The organism is Streptomyces sp. CB02261 (assembly GCF_001905665.1).
Lineage (GTDB): Bacteria > Actinomycetota > Actinomycetes > Streptomycetales > Streptomycetaceae > Streptomyces.
This window is the reverse complement of sequence record NZ_LIVX01000007.1, coordinates 203595-224890: the sequence shown is the minus strand read 5'-3', so window position 1 is coordinate 224890 and position 21296 is coordinate 203595. Positions and strand designations below refer to the sequence as shown.

Below are 21296 nucleotides of genomic sequence, written 5' to 3'. Positions count from 1 at the left end.
AGTACTTCTGCACGGCGGCCAAATCCCGCCCCCCTTGTTCTGTCTCCTCGCCCCGCACGAGGCTCCCCGGGGGTGGTGGGGGCTCGGGCACGACGAAGGCACCGCGGGCCGGTCCGGCCTCGTCGCCGGACGGCGCTGCGCGGCGCCGAAGGTGTGTGATGGCTACAAGGATAGACCGAAGGGGGTGTGGCGGCTCAACCGACGGACGGGGCGCTGAGCCATTGGCCCACCGCCACGGCGGTCCACGTGACCGGACGGAGCCATTGGTCCACCTCGCCGGACCCGGGCGGGGAGCCGCCCTGAGCGCGCCCGCACGGGAAGGGACCCCGGCACGCGGGGTGCGTGCCGGGGTCGTGGGGGCGGCGCCGCGGAGGGGCCGCCCGGCATCAGAGCCTGAGGGTCCAGGTGTCGATGGTGCCGGTGTCCTGGGTGGCGGTGTCCTGGACGCTGAGCCGCCAGGTGCCGTTCCGGGTCTCCGAGGAGAGGTCGACGGTGTACGTCCTGTCGATGTCGTCGGTGCCGCTGCCGGTGTTCGCGTGCAGCGGGTACGCGGTGCCGTCGGGCGCGATCAGCTTCACCACCAGGTCACCGATGTACGTGTGCTTGATGTGCACCTCGGCCGTCGAGGACGACGAGGCGGTGCCGGTGCAGCCGGAGACCGTGACGGAGGAGGTGACGGTGGCGTTGTCGCCGATGACCACGTCGTCGCCGTTGGTGGCGGTGCAGCCGGCGGGCGGGGGTGGGGTGGTGCCGTACGGGGTGGCGGCCTTGTCCGCCGCGTAGGTCAGCATGGGCTTGACCTGGTTCCAGAAGGTGTTCTGGCAGGAGTACGCCGGGTGGAAGCCGCTGCAGGTGCCGCTGCTCGGGCCGACCTCCCAGGTGAAGCTCGGCACGCCCAGGTCGTCGTACGCCCAGTCGTCGTGCGAGCCGCTCGCGTCGTAGAGGATCTCGCCGGGCTGGCCGTACTCCCAGCCGCCCGCCAGCCTGGCCATCTCCTTGCCGATCGCCCGCATGGCGGCGTCGTTGCCGGAGGCCACGGTGTCGTCGAAGCCCCAGGGGAACAGCACCATGTCGGCGTAGCTGTGCATGGTGACGAACATGCCCTTGGTGTCGGCGGGCGCCGCGGTGCTGTCACCGGTGGCGCGCTTGTCCGCGAACAGCTTGCGGTAGAGGGCCTGGAGCGCCTTGTTCTCGGCCTCGGAGTCCTTCGCCGGGCCCTTGTACGTCTGGTTGCACGGGTCGGTGCTGGTTCCGGCGCCACCCCAGTGGGAGCCGTTGTTGCGGTTCAGGTCGATGCCGATGCCGCTGGAGGAGCTCTCCGAACAGGTCGAGCCGTGGCTGTGGTTGGCGTTCTTGCGGTGCCACTGCTGGCCGCTGTTGCCACCCATGAAGCCCTGCTGGACCATGTCGACGCCGTCGGGGTTGGCGATCGGCACCACCCAGATCTCGCGGGTGTCGAGGATCTTCGTGGCCGTGGCGTCGCTGCCGTAGCCGTCCGTCAGGTAGTCGATCCAGCGGTACGCCATCTCGCCGGTGGTCAGCTCGCGGGCGTGCACCTGCGCCTGGACGAAGAAGCGCGGCTTGGTCGAGTTCGGCGTGAGCGAGCAGTCGCCGGCCTGCTTCTTGGTGAGACAGACGGCCTTCAGGTCGTAACCGTTCGGCTTGCCCGACGCCTTGCGCCACGAGTCGCCGTAGTCGATCACGGTGGCGAGGCCGGAGTGGTCGGCGGCGACCTGGTCGAGGTGCGCGTACTGGGCGTTCACCGTGCGGTAGCCGCCGTAGTACGTCTCCTCGGCCACGGCCTCGGACAGCACCGCGGCCTGGCCGCTGCGCTTCGGCGGCTCCCAGGGGGCGGGTTCGATCCGCTGCTCGATCTTGGGGCGGAGCCCGGCCGCGATGAGTTCGGCGGCCGTGGTGGCGTCGCCGAGCACGAACAGGTCGTCGCCGTCGCGGTCCTCGATCAGGTCGAAGCGGGCGAGCCGGTTCGGGGACAGGTGGGCGCCGCCGGGTATCCGGTAGATGTAGGCGCGATCGTCGGCTGTGGTCTTCCTGCCGGGGGGAGGCTCGGTGGTGACGACGCCGTAGCCGTAGCCGGTTCCGGCCACGACCGCGGCGGCGGTGACACCCGCGACGAGCCACGCGGTGTACTTGCGTTGCACAGGGACCTCATTCGGTGGGGGGTTGAGCGGACCTGCCTCGAACGATCGGGATCGGAGAGGTGAGGAGGTGGTGATCGCCGTGGCGACGCTCACAGCAGCTCCGGGGGTCCGTCTCGTGGCCGAGGTGGATCCGCCGCACATGCGGTGCGTGCCATCCCGAGGTACGGGCGGGCGCCCGCGCGAGGGTGATGGCAGAGACAAGAATCGGCCTGCGGGCAATCGCCTGTACATCGCCTGACGTTTCCGATCCCGGACAATGTCCGGCTTCTCCGTGGGGACCGTCGCGGAGCTATGGGGAGGAAAGCGGCCGAACCTCCTGGTCCGCGCGGTTCTCCCCGAACGGCGAACCTCCGCACGAGCCTTGACCCGCGGTCGGAGCGCGACCTACGGTCGCATTCCGTCCGGTGCGGCGTCTGTGCCCCGACCTGCTCACGAGGTGCCCTGTGTTCCTGCTGGAGCCGGTCGGCCTCGGACGCGTCGAGAACGACGTCTACCTCGCCCTGCTCGATCTGGGACGGGCCACGACCGACGAAGTCGCCGCTCGTGTCGGGCATTCCGCGGACATCACCGGCACCGCGATCGACCGCCTCGCCGAAGCGGGTCTCGTCGAGGGGCTCGGGCTGCCGCCGACGGTCCATGTCGCCGTCTGCCCCGACGAGGCGCTGTCCGCGCTGATCGACCGCAAGCGCGGGCAACTCGCCGCGATGCAGCTCGACGCCGAGAAGCTGGCCGGGCGGCTGCGCGCGACGTCCGGCTCCCGGGGTGCGCCTCTCGTCGAGCTCGTCGAGGGGGAGGACGCGGTCCTCGCCGCCGTCACCCGGATGCAGGTCCGAGCGCGCGAGGAGATCATCGCCATCGGGGCTCCTCCCTACATCGGGGGCCAGGCGAGCCCCAGCAACCTGCAACTCGCGCGGCTCGCCGACGGCATCACGTACCGCTTCCTCTACTCCCGCGAGTCGCTGTCGTCCCCCGAGCACGTGAAGGCCATGCGCCGCTGCGTCGAGGCGGGCGAGCAGGCGCGCATCCTGCCCGGCGGGGGCAAGAAGATGATGATCGCCGACCGTGCCACCGCGCTGCTCCCCGCCTCCTTCAAGGACCCGGCCCCGGACGTGCGCCTGCTGGTCCGCGAGTCATCGCTGGTGGAGGTGCTGGTCTGCCTGTTCGAGTACCTGTGGTCCCGGTCGACCCCGGTCGACGCGCCCCAGTCCCCCACCGAACTCTCGGCACGTGACCGCGAGTTGCTGTCGCTCCTTGCGTCGGGGATGAAGGACCGGACCATAGCCCGCGCGCTGGGCGTGACGGAGCGCACGGTCGGCCGCCGGCTCACGGAACTGATGACGGCCCTGGGCGCCGAGACCCGCTTCCAGGCGGGTATCCAGGCGGTCCGGCGGGGCTGGCTCTAGCCCGGGGCGCCCGCCGCCGGGCAGGTTCGGCGGTCCGGTGCGGCCCGCTCCGAGGCCGACGGCCTCGACGCGAGTCGGCGGATCAGACCTCGCGCCACTTCGCCTGGCCGAAGGAGAACACGCCGAAGAGCACGAGTCCGACGGCCACGGCGATCAGCAGCCACGGTCCCGCCGGGGTCTGCGCGAACGACCGGATCGCGTCGTCCATGCCCTTGGCCTCGGCCGGGTCGAAGGCGAGGGAGGCCTTCAGGCCGGAGAAGCCGAGCGCGGCGAAGACGAGCCCGCGGCCGACACCGCCCGCCACGCCGGTCACGTCCATCAGACGGCGCTGGTACGACGCCATCCGCCCCCATCGCAGGTGCTTGCGGTACTTCCGCGCCACGGCCCGGCCGGCGATCCACAGCCCGGCTCCCAGGAACCCGGCCGCGACCGCGCCGACCCACCACTGGCCGCCCGGCAGGCCCAGCAGACGTCCGGTGACGTCCTGGCTCTGACGGTCGGTCGAGCCCGCGCCGCTGCCCCGGTCCCCCGCCGCGAAGGACAGGACGAGGAAGGAGGTGACGGCGTAGAAGACGAAGCGGCAGCCCGACAGCGCGCGCTTGCGCGCCCGGCCGCCCTTGGGTCCCGCGGCGCCGAAGAGGGCCTCGGACAGCCGCCACAGCGCCATGCCGGCGAGGCCTATGCCGAGGGCCCAGAGGAGGACGGTCCCGAAGGACGTCGAGGCGACGTCCGTGAGGGCCCCGCCCCGGTCGGCCTGTTCGTCCGAGCCCGTCGTGCCGATCCGCACGGCCAGTGCCCCTATGAGCAGGTACAGCACACCGCGTGCCACGAAGCCCGCCCGGGCACCCGCTCGTACGACCTCGCCGCGTGCCGCTCTTCTCGCCACGGCCGTCGACGCTCCCGCTGTGGTCATGTCCGGTCCTCCCCTTGGGTCAGAACGATCGGGTGCCCCGTCTTTTCGCGCCGAATCCGCCGGGATCGGCGTTTCAACCGCCGACGACCGGTCAGCCGAGAAGTAACGACTTGTCCACTCTTACGTCAGGAGGACCGATGGACAGCTGGCGCGAGGCCGCGGCCTGCCAGAGCGTCGACCCCGATCTCTTCTTCCCGGTGGGGACGGGTGCCCCCGCCCTCGTCCAGGCCGAGGAGGCCAAGGCGGTCTGCCGGCACTGCCCCGTACGCGAGGCGTGCCTCGACTGGGCCATGGACGACTCCCGCCAGGTGACGGGGGTCTGGGGCGGCCTGGACGACGACGAACGCCGTTCCCTGAAGCGGCGGTTGCGCCGCGCGGCGCACGCAGGGGAACGGCCCCACCGGTAAGGGCGCCGGTGAGGCCGTTCGGGAGGGGCTCGTGCCCCCGGGGGTCAGGCCTCCAGGGGGGCGAGCATCCCCTTGCGCAGGCGGGCCAGATTGCGCGAGAGGAGGCGCGACACCTGCATCTGGGAGACGCCGAGCCTCTTGCCGATCTCGGACTGCGTCAGTTCCTCGACGAACCGCAGGTGGAGCAGCAGGCGGTCCCGCTCGCCCAGTTCCTGGAGCAGCGGTGCGAGGGCGTGGCAGTCCTCGAAGAGCTCAAGGGCCGCGTCCTCCTCTCCTATGAGGTCGGAGAGCATGGCGCCGTCCTCGTCGTCGCCGCCGACGGCCGCGTCGAGGGAGGTGGACCGGTACGCGTTGGAGGCGACCCGTGCCTCTATGACCTCGTCCTCCGAGAGGTTCATCAGGGTGGAGAGCTCCGACACGGTCGGCGACCGCCCGAGGCGGGAGCTCAGCTCCTCCGTCGCCTTGGCCAGCTCCACGCGCGCCTCCTGCAGCCGGCGCGGGACGTGGACGGCCCAGGAGGTGTCACGGAAGAAGCGCTTGATCTCGCCCACGATGCACGGGACGGCGAAGGTGGTGAACTCCACCTCGCGGGAGATGTCGAACCGGTCGATGGCCTTGATCAGGCCGATGATGCCGACCTGGACGATGTCCTCCATCTCGTCGCCGCGGGCCCGGAAGCGTCCGGCCGCGTAGCGCACGAGCGACATGTTCATCTCGATCAGCGTGTTGCGCGCGTACTGGTACTCGGGGGTTCCCTCCTCCAGTACCGCCATCCTGCTGAAGAACACCTTCGACAGTTCACGCGCGTCCTTCGGTGCGACGGCGCGGGGAGCTTCTACGACGGGCAGTCCCCCCACAGTCGCCTCAGTACGGTCCTTCGTCTCCGTCTGCACTGCAGTCGACACTCCGCTGACCCCTTCGTTTCTCGACAACCCGATTCTCCCCCGGGCGGCTCGCCTACCCGGGCTCTCCCGGTTCATGCACACAAATTTCGAACCAGTTTTTTTCGGGTCGGACCCGGGTCAGCGGGCCCCGGCGAGGGAGAGGCGGGCCCTGACCCGCTTGCCCGTCGGGTGCGGCTCCACGGTGACGCTCTCGCAGATGGCGACGACGATCTCGACGCCGTGCTGGCCGATGCGGCCGGGGTCGTGGCCCCGTGGGACGGGGGACGTCTCGACGCGGTCGAAGACGGAGATGTCCAGCACGTCGTCGAACAGTTCGAGCAGCAGTCGACAGGGGCCCGGAGCGTGCCGTACCGCGTTGGTGACGAGCTCGCTGACCACCAGCCGTGCCAGGTCCACCCGTTCACGGGAGACCGGCTGACGTCCCACGGCCGGCGAGGCGGTGAGGAAGTCGGCGGTGAAGGCGCGCGCCGACGCGATCATGCCGTCGCCGACGTCGCCGACGTCGTAGTCGACGCTCGCGGACAGCACGGGCTCTCGTGTCGCACGCTCGGTGGCGATCGCGTCCGTCATCAGCATCCCCCTTCCTCACACGGCTTCGTGCCGTGCTTCGCACACACCTCGTACTCCGCCCTTCCCCCCTTTGCGCTTTCCATTCCGTCCGCACCGTAGATTGCGGACCCGCGCCAGTCCAGACAGAGTACGAGGATGTCGTCCGGAAGCCTGCCCGGGGCCCCCCTCAGGGCCCGTACGACGGCCTGGGGCGTCTCGGCACCGTCCAGGTGCCGTGTCCGCTCGATCGCCCGGCCGACCGAGCGGTCGAGGCCCACGTCACCGCCCCCGGACGGGGGCTCGCCCCGGTCGCAGGCGACGAAGAGCAGCCGGTCGCCGGGGAGGACGCGGAGACGCTGCGTGGCGTAGACCGTGTCCTCGAACATCCCGAGGGGCAGCTGCCGCTCCAGCTCGATCCGCTCGGTCCGGGATCCCCGCCGCCGCCAGACCGTCGGCGAGCCGGCGTCGACCACCTCCACGTCACCGGTGGCGAGGGTGAAGCCCAGCAGCAGGGCGGAGAGGGACCGCTCGCCCCGGTGCTGCCCGTAGAGCGCCTGGTCGGTGAGGCTGGCCTGGCCGACCAGGTCCAGTCCGGCGCGCCGGGCATTGCGGATCGCGTTCAGGGCGAGGGTGCTCACCAGGGCCGACCGGGTGCCCGGGCCGGTGGCGTTGGCGACGACCAGCTGGAGTTCCTCCCCGGTCACGGACCAGTCCAGGACGTGCCCGCCCGAGCTGTAGGAGGGCTCCCAGTAGGCGTGGAGGTCGAACTCGGGGCCGGCGCAGGCCCGTCCCGGGAGGGCGCCCCACTGCATCTCCGCCGGGACGCTGAGGGGCCGGGTCCTGCGGGTCAGGCGGTAGAGGTCGGTGTGCCGGTCGGCGACGCGCAGGGCGTGCCCCAGCACCTCGGCGACATGGACGAGGTCCTCGGTCGTCTCCGGTGCGACGCGGTCGGAGGGCAGGACGACCACAAGAACCCCGTAACGCTCGCCACGAACCGTCACAGGAAGGTACGCGGTCGCCGTGGGCCCGTCACCACCGAAAAGATATGGTTGCTGTGTGGCGAAGGCGCGGCCCGCGGGTCCTGTCCCCACGGCCGCGTGCTGCACCCCGGCATGGTCCTGTACGGGCTCGACGGGGCGGAGCGACGTGAGCCCGTAGTCGACGAGCAGGAGGTCGGCGGAGAGCGCGGCGAGTTGCTGTGCCAGATCGACACGGAGGGAGTCCAGAAGCCGGTGTGGCGGCGCCCCGCGCAGTGCGCGTTCCACTGTCACGCGTCGATCCACGGAATGGGTACCGCCTTCCGGAGAGATGTGGAGATGACCGGTGTGTGGCACGGCCGACGCCCTCGGCCCCGGACGTCCGAGGAGTGTCGATAGCCATGAACCCCAACCCCGCCGAGTCCCATCGGGAGCCGCAGGAGACGACGCAGGCCGCCCGCGAGCTCATCGAGCTTCTCGAGGTGCTGTGGGAGCGCGGCCGGGACATGGTGTCGTCGACACCGGTGTCGGCGTCTCAGCTGCGCGTGCTGTACAGCCTCGACCGCGAGGAGGGCATCAACCTCCGTGCCCTGGGCGAGCTGCTCGGTTCCGCACCCCCCTCGGTGAGCCGCATGTGCGACCGCCTGGAGGCGCTGGGTTTCGTCCAGCGGCTGCCCAGCCCCGTCAGCCGACGGCAGCTGGAGCTGCATCTGACCGTCCGGGGGAAGACGTACCTGCGGGAGCTGCGCGTCCAGCGGGAGGAGGCCCTGCTCGCCGTCATCTCCGCGATGCCGGCGACGAGCCGCAAGGCGCTGCTGCGCGGGCTCACGGGCTTCCAGGAGGCGCTGGGCGAGAGACCCTCGTCGAACGCCTCAGGCGGGAGGGCGCCGCTCAAGGACGTCCGGTCCGCCTGATCCTCGTACGCCGCGCGCTCCGTCCGCACGCGTGCCCCATGCCCCACTTGTCACCCTTTGGTCACCTATGACGTGTTCACCTTGGACACGAGCCAGGTGTTGCCTCAAGGATACAGTTGCCGCGCGGCAACTGTTGACGCAGGCTCACTGACGGCCCTGCCAGTCGAGACAGACGACGAGCGCGTCGTCCTCCAGCGGTGTGCCGCCGTGGTACGTGGCGAGCTCACGCAGCACCGCCCCCGGCACCTGCGTGGGCGGCAGCAGCCTCGTCGCGGTGAGCGCGCGGGCCAGCGCCCTCTCCCCGTAGCTCTCCCCCTCCGGGGAGGCGGCGTCGTACACGCCGTCGCTGCCGAACAGCAGCCGGTCCCCCGGCAGCACCGTGAACCGCTCCGGGACGTACGCGCTCTCCTCGAACATCCCCAGGGGCAGCTGGGCCTCCAGGGAGATCCGCTCGACGTTCCGGCCGCGCAGTCGCCACAGACGGGGCGAGCCGGCGTCCACGGCCTCCACCTCACCCGTGGCGAGGTCGAAGCGCAGGAGGAGGACCGAGATGAAGGCGCTCCCGCGGTACTGCGCGTACACGGCCTGGTCCGCGAGCGCCGCCTGGTCCGCGAGGCCGAGGCCGGCCCGGCGGGCGTTGCGGAGCGCGTTGATGGCGAGGTTCGTCAGGAGGGCGGCCTCGATGCCCTCCCCCATGCCGTTGGTGACCGTCAGGGTCAGATGGTCGGCCGACGCCGACCAGTCGTAGTTGTCCCCGAAGATCGCGTAGGCGGGTTCCAGATGCGCGCCGAGGGCGAACTCGGGGCGGGCGCAGGAGCGGCCCGGCAGGAGCTGCCACTGCATCTCGGCCGCGAGGGTCAGCCTGGTGGCCCGCCGCGCCAGGACGTACAGGTCCGTGTCGCGTTCGGCCACCAGGATCTCGTGGCCGAGCGCCTCGCAGAGGTGGCGCAGCCCGGGTAGGAGCGGCACCAGGTCGGTCCCCGCCGGCATGCCCACGGTGAGGACGCCCATCCGGTCCCCCCTGATGGTGACCGGCAGATGCACGGAGACGGAGTCGGCCTCCTGGGTGACGTACGGCTCCTGGGCGTTGAAGGCACGGCCCTGCGGGCTGTCGTTGATGAGGACCTGGCGGGGCGCGTCGGGCGCGCCTCCGACGAGCTGGAGCGACCGCAGCCCGTAGTCGGCCAGTCGGAGTTCCACCCGCCGGGCGTCCCGGTGCTTCCGCAGAGCGTCCTCCACGACGCTCACGAGGAGGTGCGGAGCGGCCCGGCGCAGTGCCTGCTCGACTCCGGTGATCTCGTCCACGTGTTCCCGCTGGTCCTTCCACCCGGGTGCGGTGTCCGCGTGGGGACCGCACCGCTCTTCGTCTAGGCCGCTCTGTCGGCCGCTGCCAGGGCCTCCGCCACATCGGCGTGGAGGGGCGTCGTCATCGTCAGGCCGGTGATCTCCAGAATGCGTCGCACGGCCGGGGTCGGCGCGGCGAGGTGCAGGTCGCCGCCCGCCTCCCGGGCGTCCCTCGCCGCCCTGATCAGCACGTTGAGGCCGGACGAGTCCATGAAGTTCAGCGGGGAGAGGTCCAGCACGAGCCGGTGCCGGCCGTGCAGGAACTGGTTGGCCAGGTGGTGGTGGAGCTTGGTGGCCGTCTCGATGTCGAGTTCGCCGCCCACGGAGAGCACCGCCGTAGCGGCGTCGCGGATCTCCACTTCGACGTCGAGGTTCATTTCTCGTTCGGGCATGTCTCCTGCTTTCCACGGTGGGGGAACGGTCGGTCGGGCATGCGGTCAGTAGACGCGCACACCGATCAGGCACGTGTCGTCGTCGGTGTCGGACTTGCTGTGCGTCAGCAGCAGGTCGAGCCGTCGTTCGAGGCTGCCGGCCGGAGCCTGGGCCATGGTCAGCAGCTGGGCGACGGAGTCCTGGACGGAGGTGTCCCGCCGTTCGACGAGACCGTCGGTGTACATCAGCACCGTGTCCTCCGCCTCCAGCTGGATCTCCGCCTCCTCGTACTCCGCCTCGGCGAGGGCGCCGAGGAGCATGCCCCTGAGCAGCGGCAGGTTGCTGGCCTCAGCACCCCGTACGAGGACCGGCGGGAGGTGTCCCGCCCTGGCCCAGCGAAGGGTGCGGGCCTCGGGGTCGAAGATGCCGCAGACGGCGGTGGCCGTGACGTGCGCGGTGAGGTGGTGCGCCACGTTGTTCAGCCAGGACAGCAGCTGCGCGGGTCCCGCCCCGGTGACGGCGAGGCCGCGCATCGCGTTGCGGAGCACGACCATCCCGGTGGCGGCCTCGATGCCGTGGCCCGCGATGTCCCCGACGCACAGCAGTATCTTCTTGGACGGCAGGACGACGGCGTCGTACCAGTCGCCGCCGACCAGGGACTCGGTCTCGGCGGGCCGGTAGCGCACGGCGACGTCGAGGCCCGGGGCGTCCAGCGGGGGTTTGGTCGGCGGCATGATGGCGTGCTGCAGCTGGAGGGCGAGGCGGTTGCGCTCCGCCGACTCCTGCTCCGTGACGGCGAGCTGGTCGCGGGTGGCGGCCAGGGCGACCTCGGTCCAGTGCTGCGCGGAGATGTCCTGGTAGGCGCCGCGCACGGCGAGGAGCCGCTCGTCGATGTCGAGAGAGGGTTCGGCGATCACCCGGATGTGACGGGTGACCCCGTCCTGGCGGAGCATGCGGAAGGCCGTGGAGCTCGCCCGGCGCTGGTGCAGCACGGCCCGCAGGAAGCGTCCGATGGCGACCGCGTCGTCGGGGTGGGCGTGGGCCGTGAGGTCACGCAGGGAGACCGGCGGTTCGGTGGTGTCCCGGCCGAAGAGCTCGAAGAGCTGGCCGTTCCAGGTGATCTCCCCGGTGAGGACGTCCTCCTCGAAACCGCCGATGCGGCCGAGGCGCTGGGCGTGCTGCAGCAGGCTCGCGAGCCGGGCGGACTCGTCCTCGACGCGCCAGATGAGCAGGACGCTGTCGCCGTGACGGCTGATGCTGATGTCGGCGACGGAGGACAGCGGCACCTGGTCCACGAGGGCGGTCATCCGGGTCCGCCGGGCGCGGAAGGGCTCACCGGTGGCGTAGACCCGCTCGATCTGCTCGAAGAGTTCGCTCTCGCCGGCCGTCGCGGGGTACGCCTCCAGGAGCAGGGTCCCGTCGACGGCGCTCCTGGAGCGGCCCGCCGGGTCCTGGAAGCGCGCGTTGGCGTGACGGATGCGGAAGTCCCGCAGGTGGCCGTCGTCGTCCAGGTACGGGATCAGGACCAGGGCGGGGTCGTAGAGACCGTCGGCGAGCTCCACCAGTTCCGACGACCGCTCGGGGCCGGCGAACGGCCGTACCGGCGGCGACTCCGCGGGAAGGGTCTCCAGCGTGTGTGCGCACAGCTCCGCCAGGGCCTCGATCTGGCGCTCCACGGCCTGGGGCTGGGGGTCCAGGGGCCGGGGCCAGCAGATCTCCAGGACGCCGTGGATGCGGCCGCCGGTGCCCGCGGGCACCACCACGCGGCCGCCGTCGGGGTGGCGTGCGTGGCCGATCGAGGGGATGCCGGCGGCTGCGAGCGAGGGGATCCAGACGGTTCGGCGGCCGGTGAGCGCCTGCCGGGCCGCGGTGGCCACACCCGGCGGTACGTAGCGCCAGCGGGCGGGCTCGTCGGCGCCGAAGCCGGCGTGACCGACGAGGGTCAGCGAGGCGTCGGGGCCGGTGGTCCAGATGGCGACGGCGCTCGCGCCCAGGGGGGCGAGGGCGTGCGCCAGCAGAGACTCGGCGACGGCCTGACTGTCCCCCGCGTTGAGCGCGGCGCTCTCGGCCGTCCGCAGGCGCACCCCGACCGAGGGGTCGGCAGCGGCGTCGGCGCCGGGCTCGGCCGACTCGCCGATGGTCTGCTTGACGAAGTCGCCCGCGACCTCGGCGACCCGGTCGTGGGCGGCCTGGTTGATGATGTCCGCGGCCAGCTCCAGCTGCGAGAGCCCGGCCTGCCCGGCGAGCGCGGCGAGTTGCCGCGCCGCCTGGGCGGGGCCGCAGCCGAGGCGCTCGACGATGACGCCCTTGGCGAGTTCGATCAGGGCGCGGCCCTCGGCCGCGGCGTGCGCGGCCCGCACCTCCTCACGGAGCCGCTCCACCGTCGCGGCGAGCCGGCCGACGGTGGAGTGGTCCTCCGGCGGTCGGCTCTCCACGGAGACGTCGGACGGGAGGCTCTCCAGGGCGGTGTCCGGCCGTCGCGGGGAGGGCGTGGCGCCCAGGGGAGTCCCGGTCGGCACGAGGGCTCCGTCCCCTTGGGTCTGGGCGGCGGTGTCTCCGCCGCGGGGAGGGGGAGCGCTCATGACGGGGACTCCTCGGACAGGGCGGCCGTGGGCCGCGGGACGGTCGGGGACAGGGTGCGCCGTGGGGGGCGCGGGGCCCGCGCGGTGGCGCGGTGCGTGCCGGCGGGGAGACCCATGGCCCTATCCGTCGATCAGCCACCGGCGGACGCAGGCGATGAGCTCGTCGGCGTCGACCGGCTTGGTCACGTAGTCGCTGGCACCCGAGGCCAGGCTCTTCTCGCGGTCCCCCGGCATGGCCTTGGCGGTGACCGCGACCACCGGCAGGTCGGCGTGCTCGGGCATCTGCCGGATCCTGGAGGTGGCCGTGTATCCGTCCATCTCGGGCATCATCACGTCCATCAGGACCAGGTCGATGTCGGGGTGCTCGGTGAGCGCCTCGATCCCCTCCCGGCCGTTCTCCGCGTGCAGGACCTTGATGCCGTGCAGCTCCAGGATGCCGCTGAGGGCGTACAGGTTCCGGGCGTCGTCGTCGACGACGAGGACCGTGCGGCCGTGCAGGGTGGAGTCGATGGTCTGCGGCGCCGGCGGCCGGTGCTCGCCGCGCATCAGGGGGACGACGTCGCCCGGCTGGTCCGCCGACAGGTGCAGGGCGATCCGCTCGCGCAGTTCGTCGAGGCTGGAGAGCAGTTCGAGCGGCCGCTGGCGGGCGAGGGCCTGCAGGGCGCGTTCCTGGTCGTCGGCGAGCCTGCGGTTGTTGTGGGCGAGGACGGGGACGGTGCGCAGGGCCTCGTCGCCGTCCATGGCGTCGAGGAAGCGCAGGGCCTCGCCGTGGGCCATGTCGACGTCGAGCACCACGCAGTGGAACGGCTGGGTGGCGAGGGCGGTCGCGGCCTCCTGCGGTCCGACGACGGCGATCAGCTCGATGTCCTCCCGGTCCGCGTGCGAGCGGTCCGCGGTCAGCTCCGTGACCGCGTTCTCGGCGACGAGCGAGAGCAGTCCGCGCGGGCGCTCCTCGATGACGAGGAGGCGTCTGGTCTGCCGGGCCTGCGGGCCGGCCGGCAGTGCGGGGCGGCCGGTGGGGGCGCCCTGGGGCTGGTCCTCGGGGCCCTCGTCCGGTTCCGGCGCGGGGGTCGGGGTCTGGGTGGACAGCTCCTTGAGGTCCGCCCGGGCGACGGGCAGGTAGAGCGTGAAGGTGCTGCCTTCGCCGGGCTCGCTCGTGACCGTGAGGGCACCGCCGAGCAGGTAGGCGATCTCCCGGCTGATGGACAGACCGAGGCCGGTGCCGCCGTACTTGCGGTTGGTCGTGCCGTCCGCCTGCTGGAAGGCGCCGAAGATGGCCTCCAGGTGCTGGGCGGGGATGCCGATGCCGGTGTCCTTGACCCGGAAGGCGACCACGGCGCCGCCGCGGTGGACGGTGGCGGGGAGCTCGTCGTCGGACGCGGGCTCGATGCTCAGGTCGACGCTGCCGCGCTCGGTGAACTTGACGGCGTTCGACAGCAGGTTGCGCAGGACCTGCCGCAGCCGGGTGTCGTCGGTGACCAGGTCGGCGGGGGCGCCGGGGGCGGTGGAGACGGTGAAGGTGAGGCTCTTCTGCGTGGTGAGCGGGCGGAACGTCGCCTCGACGTAGTCGAGGAGGCGGCGCAGCGGCACCCGTTCCGGGTTGAGGTCCATCTTCCCGGCCTCGACCTTGGACAGGTCGAGGATGTCGTTGATGAGCTGGAGCAGGTCGGATCCGGCGGAGTGGATGATGCCGGCGTACTCGACCTGCTTGGCGGTGAGGTTGCGGGTCGGGTTCTGGGCGAGCAGCTGGGCCAGGATCAGCAGGCTGTTGAGCGGGGTGCGCAGCTCGTGGCTCATGTTGGCCAGGAACTCGGACTTGTACTTGGAGGCGAGGGAGAGCTGCTGGGCCCGGTCCTCGAGTTCCTGCCGTGCCTGCTCGATCTGCAGGTTCTTGGCCTCGATGTCGCGGTTCTGCGAGGCGAGCAGGGCCGCCTTGTCCTCGAGTTCGGCGTTGGAGCGCTGCAGCTCGACCTGCTGCACCTGGAGCTCCTCGGAGCGGGCGCGCAGTTCGTCGGCCAGCCGCTGGGACTCGCCGAGGAGTTCGTCGGTACGGGCGTTGGCGACGATCGTGCTGACGTTGACGCCGACCGTCTCCATGAGCTGCTCCAGGAAGTCCCGGTGCACGGAGGTGAAGGGGGCGAAGGACATCAGCTCGATGACGCCGAGGACCTGGTCCTCGACCACGATCGGTACCACGATCAGGCTGCCACGGGCCGTCCGGCCGAGGCCGGAGGAGATGGAGACGTAGTCCTCGGGCACGTTCTCCGCGGCGATGGTGCGGCGGCTGCGGGCGGCCTGGCCGACGAGGGACTCGCCCAGCCGGAACCGGTCGTGGCCGGAGCTGTCGGCGGGGCGGCCGTAGGAGCCGACGAGGCCCAGCTCGATGCCGCCGGGGCCGTCCTCCGCGAGGTAGAAGGCGCCGTACTGGGCGGAGACGAGCGGGGTCAGCTCGTCCATGACGAGCTCGGCGACGACGGCGAGGTCGCGGTGGCCCTGCATGAGGGCGGAGATCCGGGCGAGGCTGGACTTGAGCCAGTCCTGCTCCTGGTTGGCCCGGGTCGTCTCGCGCAGCGAGCCGACCATCGAGTTGATGTTGTCCTTGAGCTCGGCCACCTCGCCGGAGGCGTCGACGGTGATCGAGCGGGTCAGGTCGCCCTCGGCGACCGCGCTCGCGACCTCGGCGATGGCGCGGACCTGGCGGGTGAGGTTCCCGGCGAGTTCGTTGACGTTCTCGGTGAGCCGCTTCCAGGTGCCGGAGACGCCCTCGACCTCGGCCTGGCCGCCGAGGCGGCCCTCACTGCCCACCTCGCGGGCGACGCGGGTGACCTCGGCCGCGAACGAGGACAGCTGGTCGACCATGGTGTTGATGGTCGTCTTCAGCTCCAGGATCTCGCCGCGGGCGTCGACGTCGATCTTCTTGGAGAGGTCGCCGTTGGCGACGGCGGTGGTGACCTGGGCGATGTTGCGGACCTGCCCGGTCAGGTTGTTCGCCATGGAGTTGACGTTGTCGGTGAGGTCCTTCCAGGTGCCGGCCACGTTCGGCACCCGCGCCTGGCCGCCGAGGCGGCCCTCGGTGCCGACCTCGCGGGCCACGCGGGTCACCTCGTCGGCGAAGGCCGACAGGGTGTCCACCATCGTGTTGATGGTGTCGGCGAGGGCGGCGACCTCGCCCTTGGCCTCCACGGTGATCCGGCGGGAGAGGTCGCCGCGGGCCACGGCGGTCGCGACCTGGGCGATCGAACGCACCTGCCCGGTGAGGTTCGACGCCATCACGTTGACGTTGTCGGTGAGGTCCTTCCAGGTGCCGGAGGCGCCCCGCACGGTGGCCTGACCGCCCAGGTTGCCCTCGGTGCCGACCTCCCGGGCGACGCGGGTGACCTCGGCGGCGAACGCCGACAGCTGGTCGACCATCGTGTTGATGGTGGTCTTCAGCTCCAGGATCTCGCCCCGGGCGTCGACGTCGACCTTCTTGGAGAGGTCACCGGTGGCCACGGCGGTGGCGACGTGCGCGATGGCACGCACCTGGGCGGTGAGGTTCCCGGCCATGGAGTTGACGGAGTCGGTGAGGTCGCGCCAGGTGCCGGAGACGCCCTTCACGTCGGCCTGACCGCCGAGGATGCCCTCGGTGCCGACGTCACGGGCCATGCGCGTGACCTCGTCGGCGAAGGAGGAGAGCTGGTCGACCATCGTGTTGATGGTGTTCTTGAGCTCCAGGATCTCGCCCCGGGCGTCGACGTCGATCTTCTGCGAGAGGTCGCCCTTGGCGACGGCGGTGGCGACCTGGGCGATGTCACGGACCTGTGTGGTGAGGTTTCCGGCCATCGCGTTCACCGAGTCGGTGAGGTCCGCCCAGGTGCCGGAGACTCCCGGCACCTTGGCCTGCCCGCCCAGGGTGCCCTCGGTGCCGACCTCGCGGGCGACGCGGGTCACCTCGGAGGTGAAGAGGGAGAGCTGGTCGACCATCCCGTTGAAGACGCTGGAGATCTCGCCCATCAGCCCGCTCGCCTCGTCGGGCAGACGGGTGCCGAAGTCTCCGTCCCGCACGGCGGTCAGCCCGGCCAGGAGCTGCCGCAGTTCGGACTCCCCCACGGCGGCAGGCCCCGGCCGCCGCGCGGCCGAGGAGCCTTCGATCGTGGTCTCAGACATGCCTCATCCTCGTTCGCTCGCCAGGCACCCGCTGCGGTGTACCTCGGTCACGGTCGGTGCCGGACCGCCGCCCCTCCTGTACGACTCCGGCCTCGACCGTTGCCGTACGACAATAAAGACGACACTACCCCGCTGTGATCGGTACGAGGAGAGCGGTAGCCGATCAAGAGGCCTGAACGAGCCGCTGCCGGAGCTCTCCCGTCCCGCGCCTTCCGGAGGCCTACCTGCCCATGAGGCCGCGCGTCAACCCGCATGGAACCGGGGTGCGGGGGTACGCGGCGCTTCGAACCGGGCGGTCGGCGCCCTACGGCGAGGGGAGAGCACTGTGTTGATGGCCCATCCCGCGGTGTTGAGCAATCTGATCGAGCAGTACGAGACGCTGAGGGTGCTGCACGCGGAGAACGGCAGCACCGAGGTACGGCGGCGTATGGACGACATCGCGTACACGCTCTGTGTGTCCACGGGCACGCGGGACGTGGACACCGCGCTGGTCGCCGCCCGCCACCGCCTGCCCGGCGCGCGCCCGGAGGACGACTCGGTCCTGATGGCCTGAAATCAGCACGGTCGAACCCGGCACGGCCCCCCTCCCAGGGGCCGTGCCGGGTTCTTCCGTGTCGTGTCCCGCGAGCCGACGACGACCGCGCCCGCTGCCGGTGTCGGCAGCGGGCGCGGTCGTCGTGGCGCGGTCTACATGTGATGAATGTCCTACCAGCGGTACCAGCGGCCCGAGCCGCCCTTCGGCCGGGCCACGAAGCCCAGCAGCCAGAGGACGAGCACGATCACGGCGATCCACCAGAGGGCCTTCACCGCGAAACCGGCGCCGAACAGGATCAGAGCCAGCAGGAGAACCAGCAGAAGGGGAACCATGTGTCTTCAACCTCCGGAATTATTTATGCAAACGCTCCGCCCGCCCGTCCCCGTGAATGCTCGTGAAAAGGAATTCACGGGGACGGGTGTCGCGTGAGCGGGTCTCGCAGGAACGGTTTTCACGTCAGCGGGTCGGTCTTCTTCTCCACGGCCGGGAAATTCGGTTTCTCTTTCCCGTGGCACCGCGTGTCAGAGACGGCCGCCCGTGAGCCGGGAGAGGGGACCGCGGGAGCGGAGCCCCGCCCGGCGTCCCAGCGCGTACGCTCCGGTGAGCGCGGCGGCCGCGCTCACGGCGGCGCTGCCGGAGACCGCCTTGCGGGCGCGTACGACGGTCAGCAGCGTCCCACCGGTGCCGCGGACGGCGTGGACGGCCGCCATGGTCTTCTCGGCGAGAGGAGCGGGAAGCGCGGTCAGCGTCCCGGTGACCGTTCCCTCACCCTTCTCCACCGCGTGGACGGTCTTCTTCGCCGCGTTCGATGCGCGGCCCGTTCGGCTCCGCGTGCCGGTGCTTTCCGAAGCGGCACTCGAATTGTTCCGACCGGACGGGGTCTCGTTGCTCTTCTCCGATGCACTCATATGCATCGTGTAGCCCCACCCGGTCGGAACAAACCCTCTTTCAGAGGAGTTTGCCGAGCGGACCGAGATCGATATTGAGGTCCTCCGGTTCCAGGCCGAACCGGTCGCGCAGCAGTCCCATCCGGTCCTCGAGGAGCATGAGGGTCAGCCCGAGCCGTTCCTCCTGCTCCTCGGTGAGATCGCCCACCTCGACCCGCCGCAGGGCCTGGCGCTCCATCAGCTGCCGCAGCAGCTCGACGACGGTCAGGACCAGGCAGGCGAGGTCGCGTTCGACGGTGTCGGGGTCGAGTTCCACCCGTCGTGGTGAGGTCGTCACGGTGTCACCTGCTTCCACGGGGAGGGCACGGCGTCGCCGACGGAGCTGATGAGCGCCTTCAGGTCCACGCGGACGAGGTCGACGTCGGCGATCGTCAGGGTGATGTCGCCGGCCAGGACCACGCCGCCGGCGAGGAGCCGGTCGAGGAGGTCGACCAGGGCGATCTCGCGCTGGTCGCTCATCATCGGTCCGGCCCCCCGTCCGCCCCGGTCCGTGCGGCCTCGCTCGCGGTCCCCACGGCATCGGTCTCGGTCCGGGTGAACGAGTAGGGCACCCAGGGGCCGGTGATCTCCACGCGCAGACCCGCGTGGAGATCCTCGGGCGGGGTGACCGTGTCGAGGAACTCCTGCCGCCTCCCGTCGGGGACGAGATAGGCGGCGTTGAAGACGTTCCGGCCGGGCCCCTCGGCCAGCCGCGCCTGCTGGGGCGGGTGCAGCACCGTCTCCGCCGCCACCCGCGCGAGTGACTCGTGCAGGTCCCGTGCGGTACGGGCGGCCGTGTCGTCGACGTCCTGGCGGGCCCGCCGGTCCCCCAGCCTGCGCCGCAGGTAGTCACGCCCGGAGCTCGCCGGCTCCGCGGCGCCGCCGCCGGGGCTCGCGGCCCCGGCGGCGGCGGACGGCTCGTCGACGTACAGCTTGATCCCCCACTCGTGGGCGCCGGTCAGGCGGTCGATGGCCTCCGAGAGGCGGTGCTCGCCCTCTTCGAGGAGACGGCGCACGCCCGGCTCGCCACGGCAGACGGTCGCGAGGCGCAGCGGCACCGTCGTGACATGGCCGCCGGCGGCGGCGACCACACGGTGGTGCGCCCTGGCCACCCCCGCCAGCCAGTCCAGGTCCTCCAGGCGCGCACGCAGGGGCGCCTCGTCGAAGTCGGCCGCCGGGACCTCCTCGACGAGGGCGGTGAGGCCCCGGTGCGCGACGGTCGTGACGCCCGCGCCCAGGGTCTCACCGGCCGGGGGGCCGGGAGGCGGCCCGGTCGTACCGGAGGCCCGCACGACGGCGTACACGTACAGCAGCGGTTCGTCCTTCATGACTCCTGCCTCGCCTCCAGCTCCTCGATCCGGCGGCGCAGCTCCTCGTTCTCCCGGCCGAGCTCGTTGCGGCGGGCTCCGGACGACAGGGCCGGGTCCTGTTCCCACCAGTCGATGCCCATCTCCTTGGCCCGGTCGACCGAGGCCACGACGAGACGCAGCTTGATGGTGAGGAGTTCGATGTCGAGGAGGTTGATGCGGATGTCCCCGGCGATGACCACGCCCTTGTCGAGGACGCGTTCCAGGATGTCGGCGAGGTTGGCCGACTGCTCGTCATACGGACGGGGAAGTCCCGACGGCATCGTCATACGGTGTCCTCCTCGTCTTCCGGCTGTGCGGGCGGCCCGGCCCCGTCGGGCACCGGGCGCGCGTGGGAGTGGTCATCGGATGTCCCGCCGCGCCGTCTCCAGGCGGGCCAGGAGGTCGTCCTCGCGGCGGTCGAACTCCTCCTCGTCGATCTCTCCGGCCTCGAAGGCCGCGACGAGGCCGGCCAGTTCGCGGTGGACGACCTCCGGGTCGTAGTACTCCCGCTCCGCCACCTCGACGACCTGCCGCAGCACCCAGGCGGTGCCCCGCACCGGCGCGGCCGGCAGCAGGAGGACCTCCTTGAGCAGTCCCATGGGGTCACTCCGTCTCGACGAAGCTGTACACGGGCAGCGGCCCCGTCACCTGTTCCTTGAGGTGCTCGTGCTCCTGGTGGAGGGCGCGTACGGCGGCGAGGAACTCCTCCTGCCGTTCGCGTTCCACGAGGAACGACAGGTTCGCGAGCCAGCCGCTGCCCTCCGGGCCGCGCACCACCGCCGCCGCGTACGGCGCGAGGGCCTGCTCGACGAGCGCCGCGTCGGTCTTCTCCCGTTCGGCGACGGCCCGGGCGACCAGCTCCCCGAAGGCGAGCTTCTCCTCGTGGGTGGCTCCGCCCGCCGCGCGCTGGGCGGCGTGCCGGGCCAGGAGTTCGGGGTCGGCGGCGAGCACCACATGCAGCACGGCCTCCTCGTCGTGGTAGACCTTGACGTTGAACTCCTCCTTGCCGTCCAGCGTCTTCAGCCGCTCCACATAGCGGTCGTGGTGCTCCTCCAGGATGGCGGCGACGGTCTCGTCGTCGGGCGAGACCCCACCGAACCGCAGGGGCAGCACCGGACCGTCCTTGCCGGCCGTGATCACCACGTGCTGGTGCGCCAACAGGTCGCGGCGCTTGGCCTTCAGCTCGGGCGGCGCGTCGCTGCACAGGGCGACCAGCTCGCCGCTGCGCACGGTGCGTACCGGCATCGGCGGCTGGCCGATGCCCTCGATCGTGTCGGGCAGCTTCCGGTCTGCGGGGGCGATGCCGTAGACGTACGTGCTCATTCCTTCTCCTCCCGGCGGGTCGAGGTGCGGCGGCGCGAACTGCCGCTGCTGCTGGTGCTCTTCTCCTCCGGCTCCTCGTCACGCGACTGGTGCAGGGCGTCGGAGATGGTCTGGGCGGCGCCGCTCAGGGCGCCCTTGGTCTTGCCGCGGGCGCCGGACTCGGTCATCTCGCCGACCAGGTCGGGCAGTCCGGGGCTCTTGCGCGGACCGGCCTCCAGGTCCAGCCGGTTGCACGCCTCGGCGAACCTCAGATAGGTGTCGACACTCGCGACGACGACACGGACGTCGATCTTCAGGATCTCGATGCCGACCAGGGAGACGCGCACGAACGCGTCGATCACCAGGCCTCGGTCCAGAACCAGTTCGAGCACGTCGTACAGACCGCTGGAGCCACCTCCGGAGGTGGCCGGAGCGGCGGTCTGGGTGGGAACGACAGTCATTCTTCTCGGTCTCCCTCTCGTCTGGGGACGGACGGGTGCGGGAAGGGCGGAG

22 protein-coding genes are annotated in these 21296 nt (G+C 71.5%); 4 read left to right on the top strand and 18 right to left on the bottom strand.

Going from position 1 to position 21296, the window contains the following annotated elements:
- Nucleotides 1-386 precede the first annotated feature (386 nt).
- Nucleotides 387-2159 (bottom strand): M14 family zinc carboxypeptidase, encoded by a 1773-nt coding sequence (locus AMK29_RS23635; RefSeq protein WP_073816313.1) that lies wholly within the window; start codon nucleotides 2157-2159, stop codon nucleotides 387-389.
- A 443-nt stretch (nucleotides 2160-2602) separates the two neighbouring features.
- On the opposite strand from AMK29_RS23635, the gene AMK29_RS23630 reads away from it, so the two are divergent.
- Nucleotides 2603-3562, top strand: a complete 960-nt coding sequence (locus tag AMK29_RS23630; protein WP_079197088.1) for a helix-turn-helix transcriptional regulator — start codon at nucleotides 2603-2605, stop codon at nucleotides 3560-3562.
- Nucleotides 3563-3644: 82 nt separating this feature from the next.
- Here AMK29_RS23630 and AMK29_RS23625 read toward each other — a convergent pair whose 3' ends face one another.
- Nucleotides 3645-4475, bottom strand: a complete 831-nt coding sequence (locus tag AMK29_RS23625; protein ID WP_073816311.1) for a DUF1206 domain-containing protein — start codon at nucleotides 4473-4475, stop codon at nucleotides 3645-3647.
- A gap of 137 nt (nucleotides 4476-4612) precedes the next feature.
- Here AMK29_RS23625 and AMK29_RS23620 point away from each other — a divergent pair, with 137 nt between their 5' ends.
- Nucleotides 4613-4882, top strand: coding sequence for a WhiB family transcriptional regulator (locus AMK29_RS23620; RefSeq protein ID WP_073816308.1), 270 nt, complete (start codon nucleotides 4613-4615; stop codon nucleotides 4880-4882).
- Between the two features lie 44 nt (nucleotides 4883-4926).
- Here AMK29_RS23620 and AMK29_RS23615 read toward each other — a convergent pair whose 3' ends face one another.
- Genes AMK29_RS23615 through AMK29_RS23605 form a run of 3 tightly spaced genes read right to left on the bottom strand, consistent with a single transcriptional unit; the run spans nucleotide 4927 to nucleotide 7607 of the window.
- On the bottom strand, nucleotides 4927-5862 hold the full coding sequence (locus AMK29_RS23615; RefSeq protein WP_079197087.1) for an RNA polymerase sigma factor SigF: 936 nt from the start codon (nucleotides 5860-5862) through the stop codon (nucleotides 4927-4929).
- A gap of 42 nt (nucleotides 5863-5904) precedes the next feature.
- Nucleotides 5905-6357 carry an ATP-binding protein gene (locus AMK29_RS23610; protein WP_073817164.1) on the bottom strand — a complete coding sequence of 151 codons (453 nt, stop codon included), beginning with the start codon at nucleotides 6355-6357 and terminating at the stop codon, nucleotides 5905-5907.
- Nucleotides 6357-7607, bottom strand: coding sequence for a PP2C family protein-serine/threonine phosphatase (locus tag AMK29_RS23605; RefSeq protein WP_311775897.1), 1251 nt, complete (start codon nucleotides 7605-7607; stop codon nucleotides 6357-6359). The genes AMK29_RS23610 and AMK29_RS23605 overlap by 1 nt, the downstream gene beginning before the upstream one ends.
- 107 nt (nucleotides 7608-7714) lie before the next feature.
- Between AMK29_RS23605 and AMK29_RS23600 the strand changes: the two genes are divergently transcribed.
- Complete coding sequence (locus AMK29_RS23600; protein WP_073816304.1) at nucleotides 7715-8227, top strand: MarR family winged helix-turn-helix transcriptional regulator; 513 nt, start codon at nucleotides 7715-7717, stop codon at nucleotides 8225-8227.
- 144 nt (nucleotides 8228-8371) lie between these two features.
- On the opposite strand, the gene AMK29_RS23595 is transcribed toward AMK29_RS23600, so the two are convergent.
- From AMK29_RS23595 to AMK29_RS23580, 4 genes are all read right to left on the bottom strand, one after another.
- Nucleotides 8372-9532: a PP2C family protein-serine/threonine phosphatase gene (locus tag AMK29_RS23595; protein WP_073816301.1), complete on the bottom strand. Its 1161-nt coding sequence runs from the start codon at nucleotides 9530-9532 to the stop codon at nucleotides 8372-8374.
- A gap of 62 nt (nucleotides 9533-9594) precedes the next feature.
- Nucleotides 9595-9963: an STAS domain-containing protein gene (locus tag AMK29_RS23590; protein ID WP_073816299.1), complete on the bottom strand. Its 369-nt coding sequence runs from the start codon at nucleotides 9961-9963 to the stop codon at nucleotides 9595-9597.
- 45 nt (nucleotides 9964-10008) lie between these two features.
- Complete coding sequence (locus AMK29_RS23585) at nucleotides 10009-12525, bottom strand: GAF domain-containing SpoIIE family protein phosphatase (protein WP_079197085.1); 2517 nt, start codon at nucleotides 12523-12525, stop codon at nucleotides 10009-10011.
- A 120-nt stretch (nucleotides 12526-12645) separates the two neighbouring features.
- A complete protein-coding gene (locus AMK29_RS23580; protein ID WP_073816297.1) occupies nucleotides 12646-16671 on the bottom strand; it encodes a HAMP domain-containing protein in 4026 nt (1341 codons plus the stop codon).
- A gap of 325 nt (nucleotides 16672-16996) precedes the next feature.
- On the opposite strand from AMK29_RS23580, the gene AMK29_RS23575 reads away from it, so the two are divergent.
- Nucleotides 16997-17224 carry a DUF5133 domain-containing protein gene (locus tag AMK29_RS23575; RefSeq protein ID WP_073816294.1) on the top strand — a complete coding sequence of 76 codons (228 nt, stop codon included), beginning with the start codon at nucleotides 16997-16999 and terminating at the stop codon, nucleotides 17222-17224.
- A 152-nt stretch (nucleotides 17225-17376) separates the two neighbouring features.
- Here the strand turns inward: AMK29_RS23575 and AMK29_RS23570 are convergent, their stop codons facing one another.
- The 9 genes from AMK29_RS23570 to AMK29_RS23530 form a co-directional block, all read right to left on the bottom strand.
- Nucleotides 17377-17538 (bottom strand): DUF5670 family protein, encoded by a 162-nt coding sequence (locus AMK29_RS23570; RefSeq protein WP_073816292.1) that lies wholly within the window; start codon nucleotides 17536-17538, stop codon nucleotides 17377-17379.
- A gap of 189 nt (nucleotides 17539-17727) precedes the next feature.
- Nucleotides 17728-17985 carry a hypothetical protein gene (locus AMK29_RS23565; protein ID WP_073816288.1) on the bottom strand — a complete coding sequence of 86 codons (258 nt, stop codon included), beginning with the start codon at nucleotides 17983-17985 and terminating at the stop codon, nucleotides 17728-17730.
- Nucleotides 17986-18154: 169 nt separating this feature from the next.
- Entirely contained in the window at nucleotides 18155-18430 is a 276-nt protein-coding gene (locus AMK29_RS23560; protein WP_073816286.1) for a gas vesicle protein K, read from the bottom strand.
- Nucleotides 18427-18612, bottom strand: coding sequence for a gas vesicle protein (locus tag AMK29_RS23555; protein ID WP_079197084.1), 186 nt, complete (start codon nucleotides 18610-18612; stop codon nucleotides 18427-18429). Before AMK29_RS23555 ends, AMK29_RS23560 begins: the two co-directional genes overlap by 4 nt.
- Entirely contained in the window at nucleotides 18612-19460 is an 849-nt protein-coding gene (locus tag AMK29_RS23550; protein WP_073816281.1) for a GvpL/GvpF family gas vesicle protein, read from the bottom strand. The genes AMK29_RS23555 and AMK29_RS23550 overlap by 1 nt, the downstream gene beginning before the upstream one ends.
- Nucleotides 19457-19768 (bottom strand): gas vesicle protein, encoded by a 312-nt coding sequence (locus AMK29_RS23545; RefSeq protein WP_073816279.1) that lies wholly within the window; start codon nucleotides 19766-19768, stop codon nucleotides 19457-19459. Before AMK29_RS23545 ends, AMK29_RS23550 begins: the two co-directional genes overlap by 4 nt.
- A 72-nt stretch (nucleotides 19769-19840) precedes the next feature.
- Nucleotides 19841-20080, bottom strand: coding sequence for a gas vesicle protein GvpG (locus AMK29_RS23540; RefSeq protein WP_073816276.1), 240 nt, complete (start codon nucleotides 20078-20080; stop codon nucleotides 19841-19843).
- Nucleotides 20081-20084: 4 nt separating this feature from the next.
- Nucleotides 20085-20804, bottom strand: coding sequence for a GvpL/GvpF family gas vesicle protein (locus AMK29_RS23535; RefSeq protein ID WP_073816273.1), 720 nt, complete (start codon nucleotides 20802-20804; stop codon nucleotides 20085-20087).
- Entirely contained in the window at nucleotides 20801-21244 is a 444-nt protein-coding gene (locus tag AMK29_RS23530; RefSeq protein WP_073816271.1) for a gas vesicle structural protein GvpA, read from the bottom strand. Before AMK29_RS23530 ends, AMK29_RS23535 begins: the two co-directional genes overlap by 4 nt.
- Nucleotides 21245-21296: the final 52 nt, after the last annotated feature.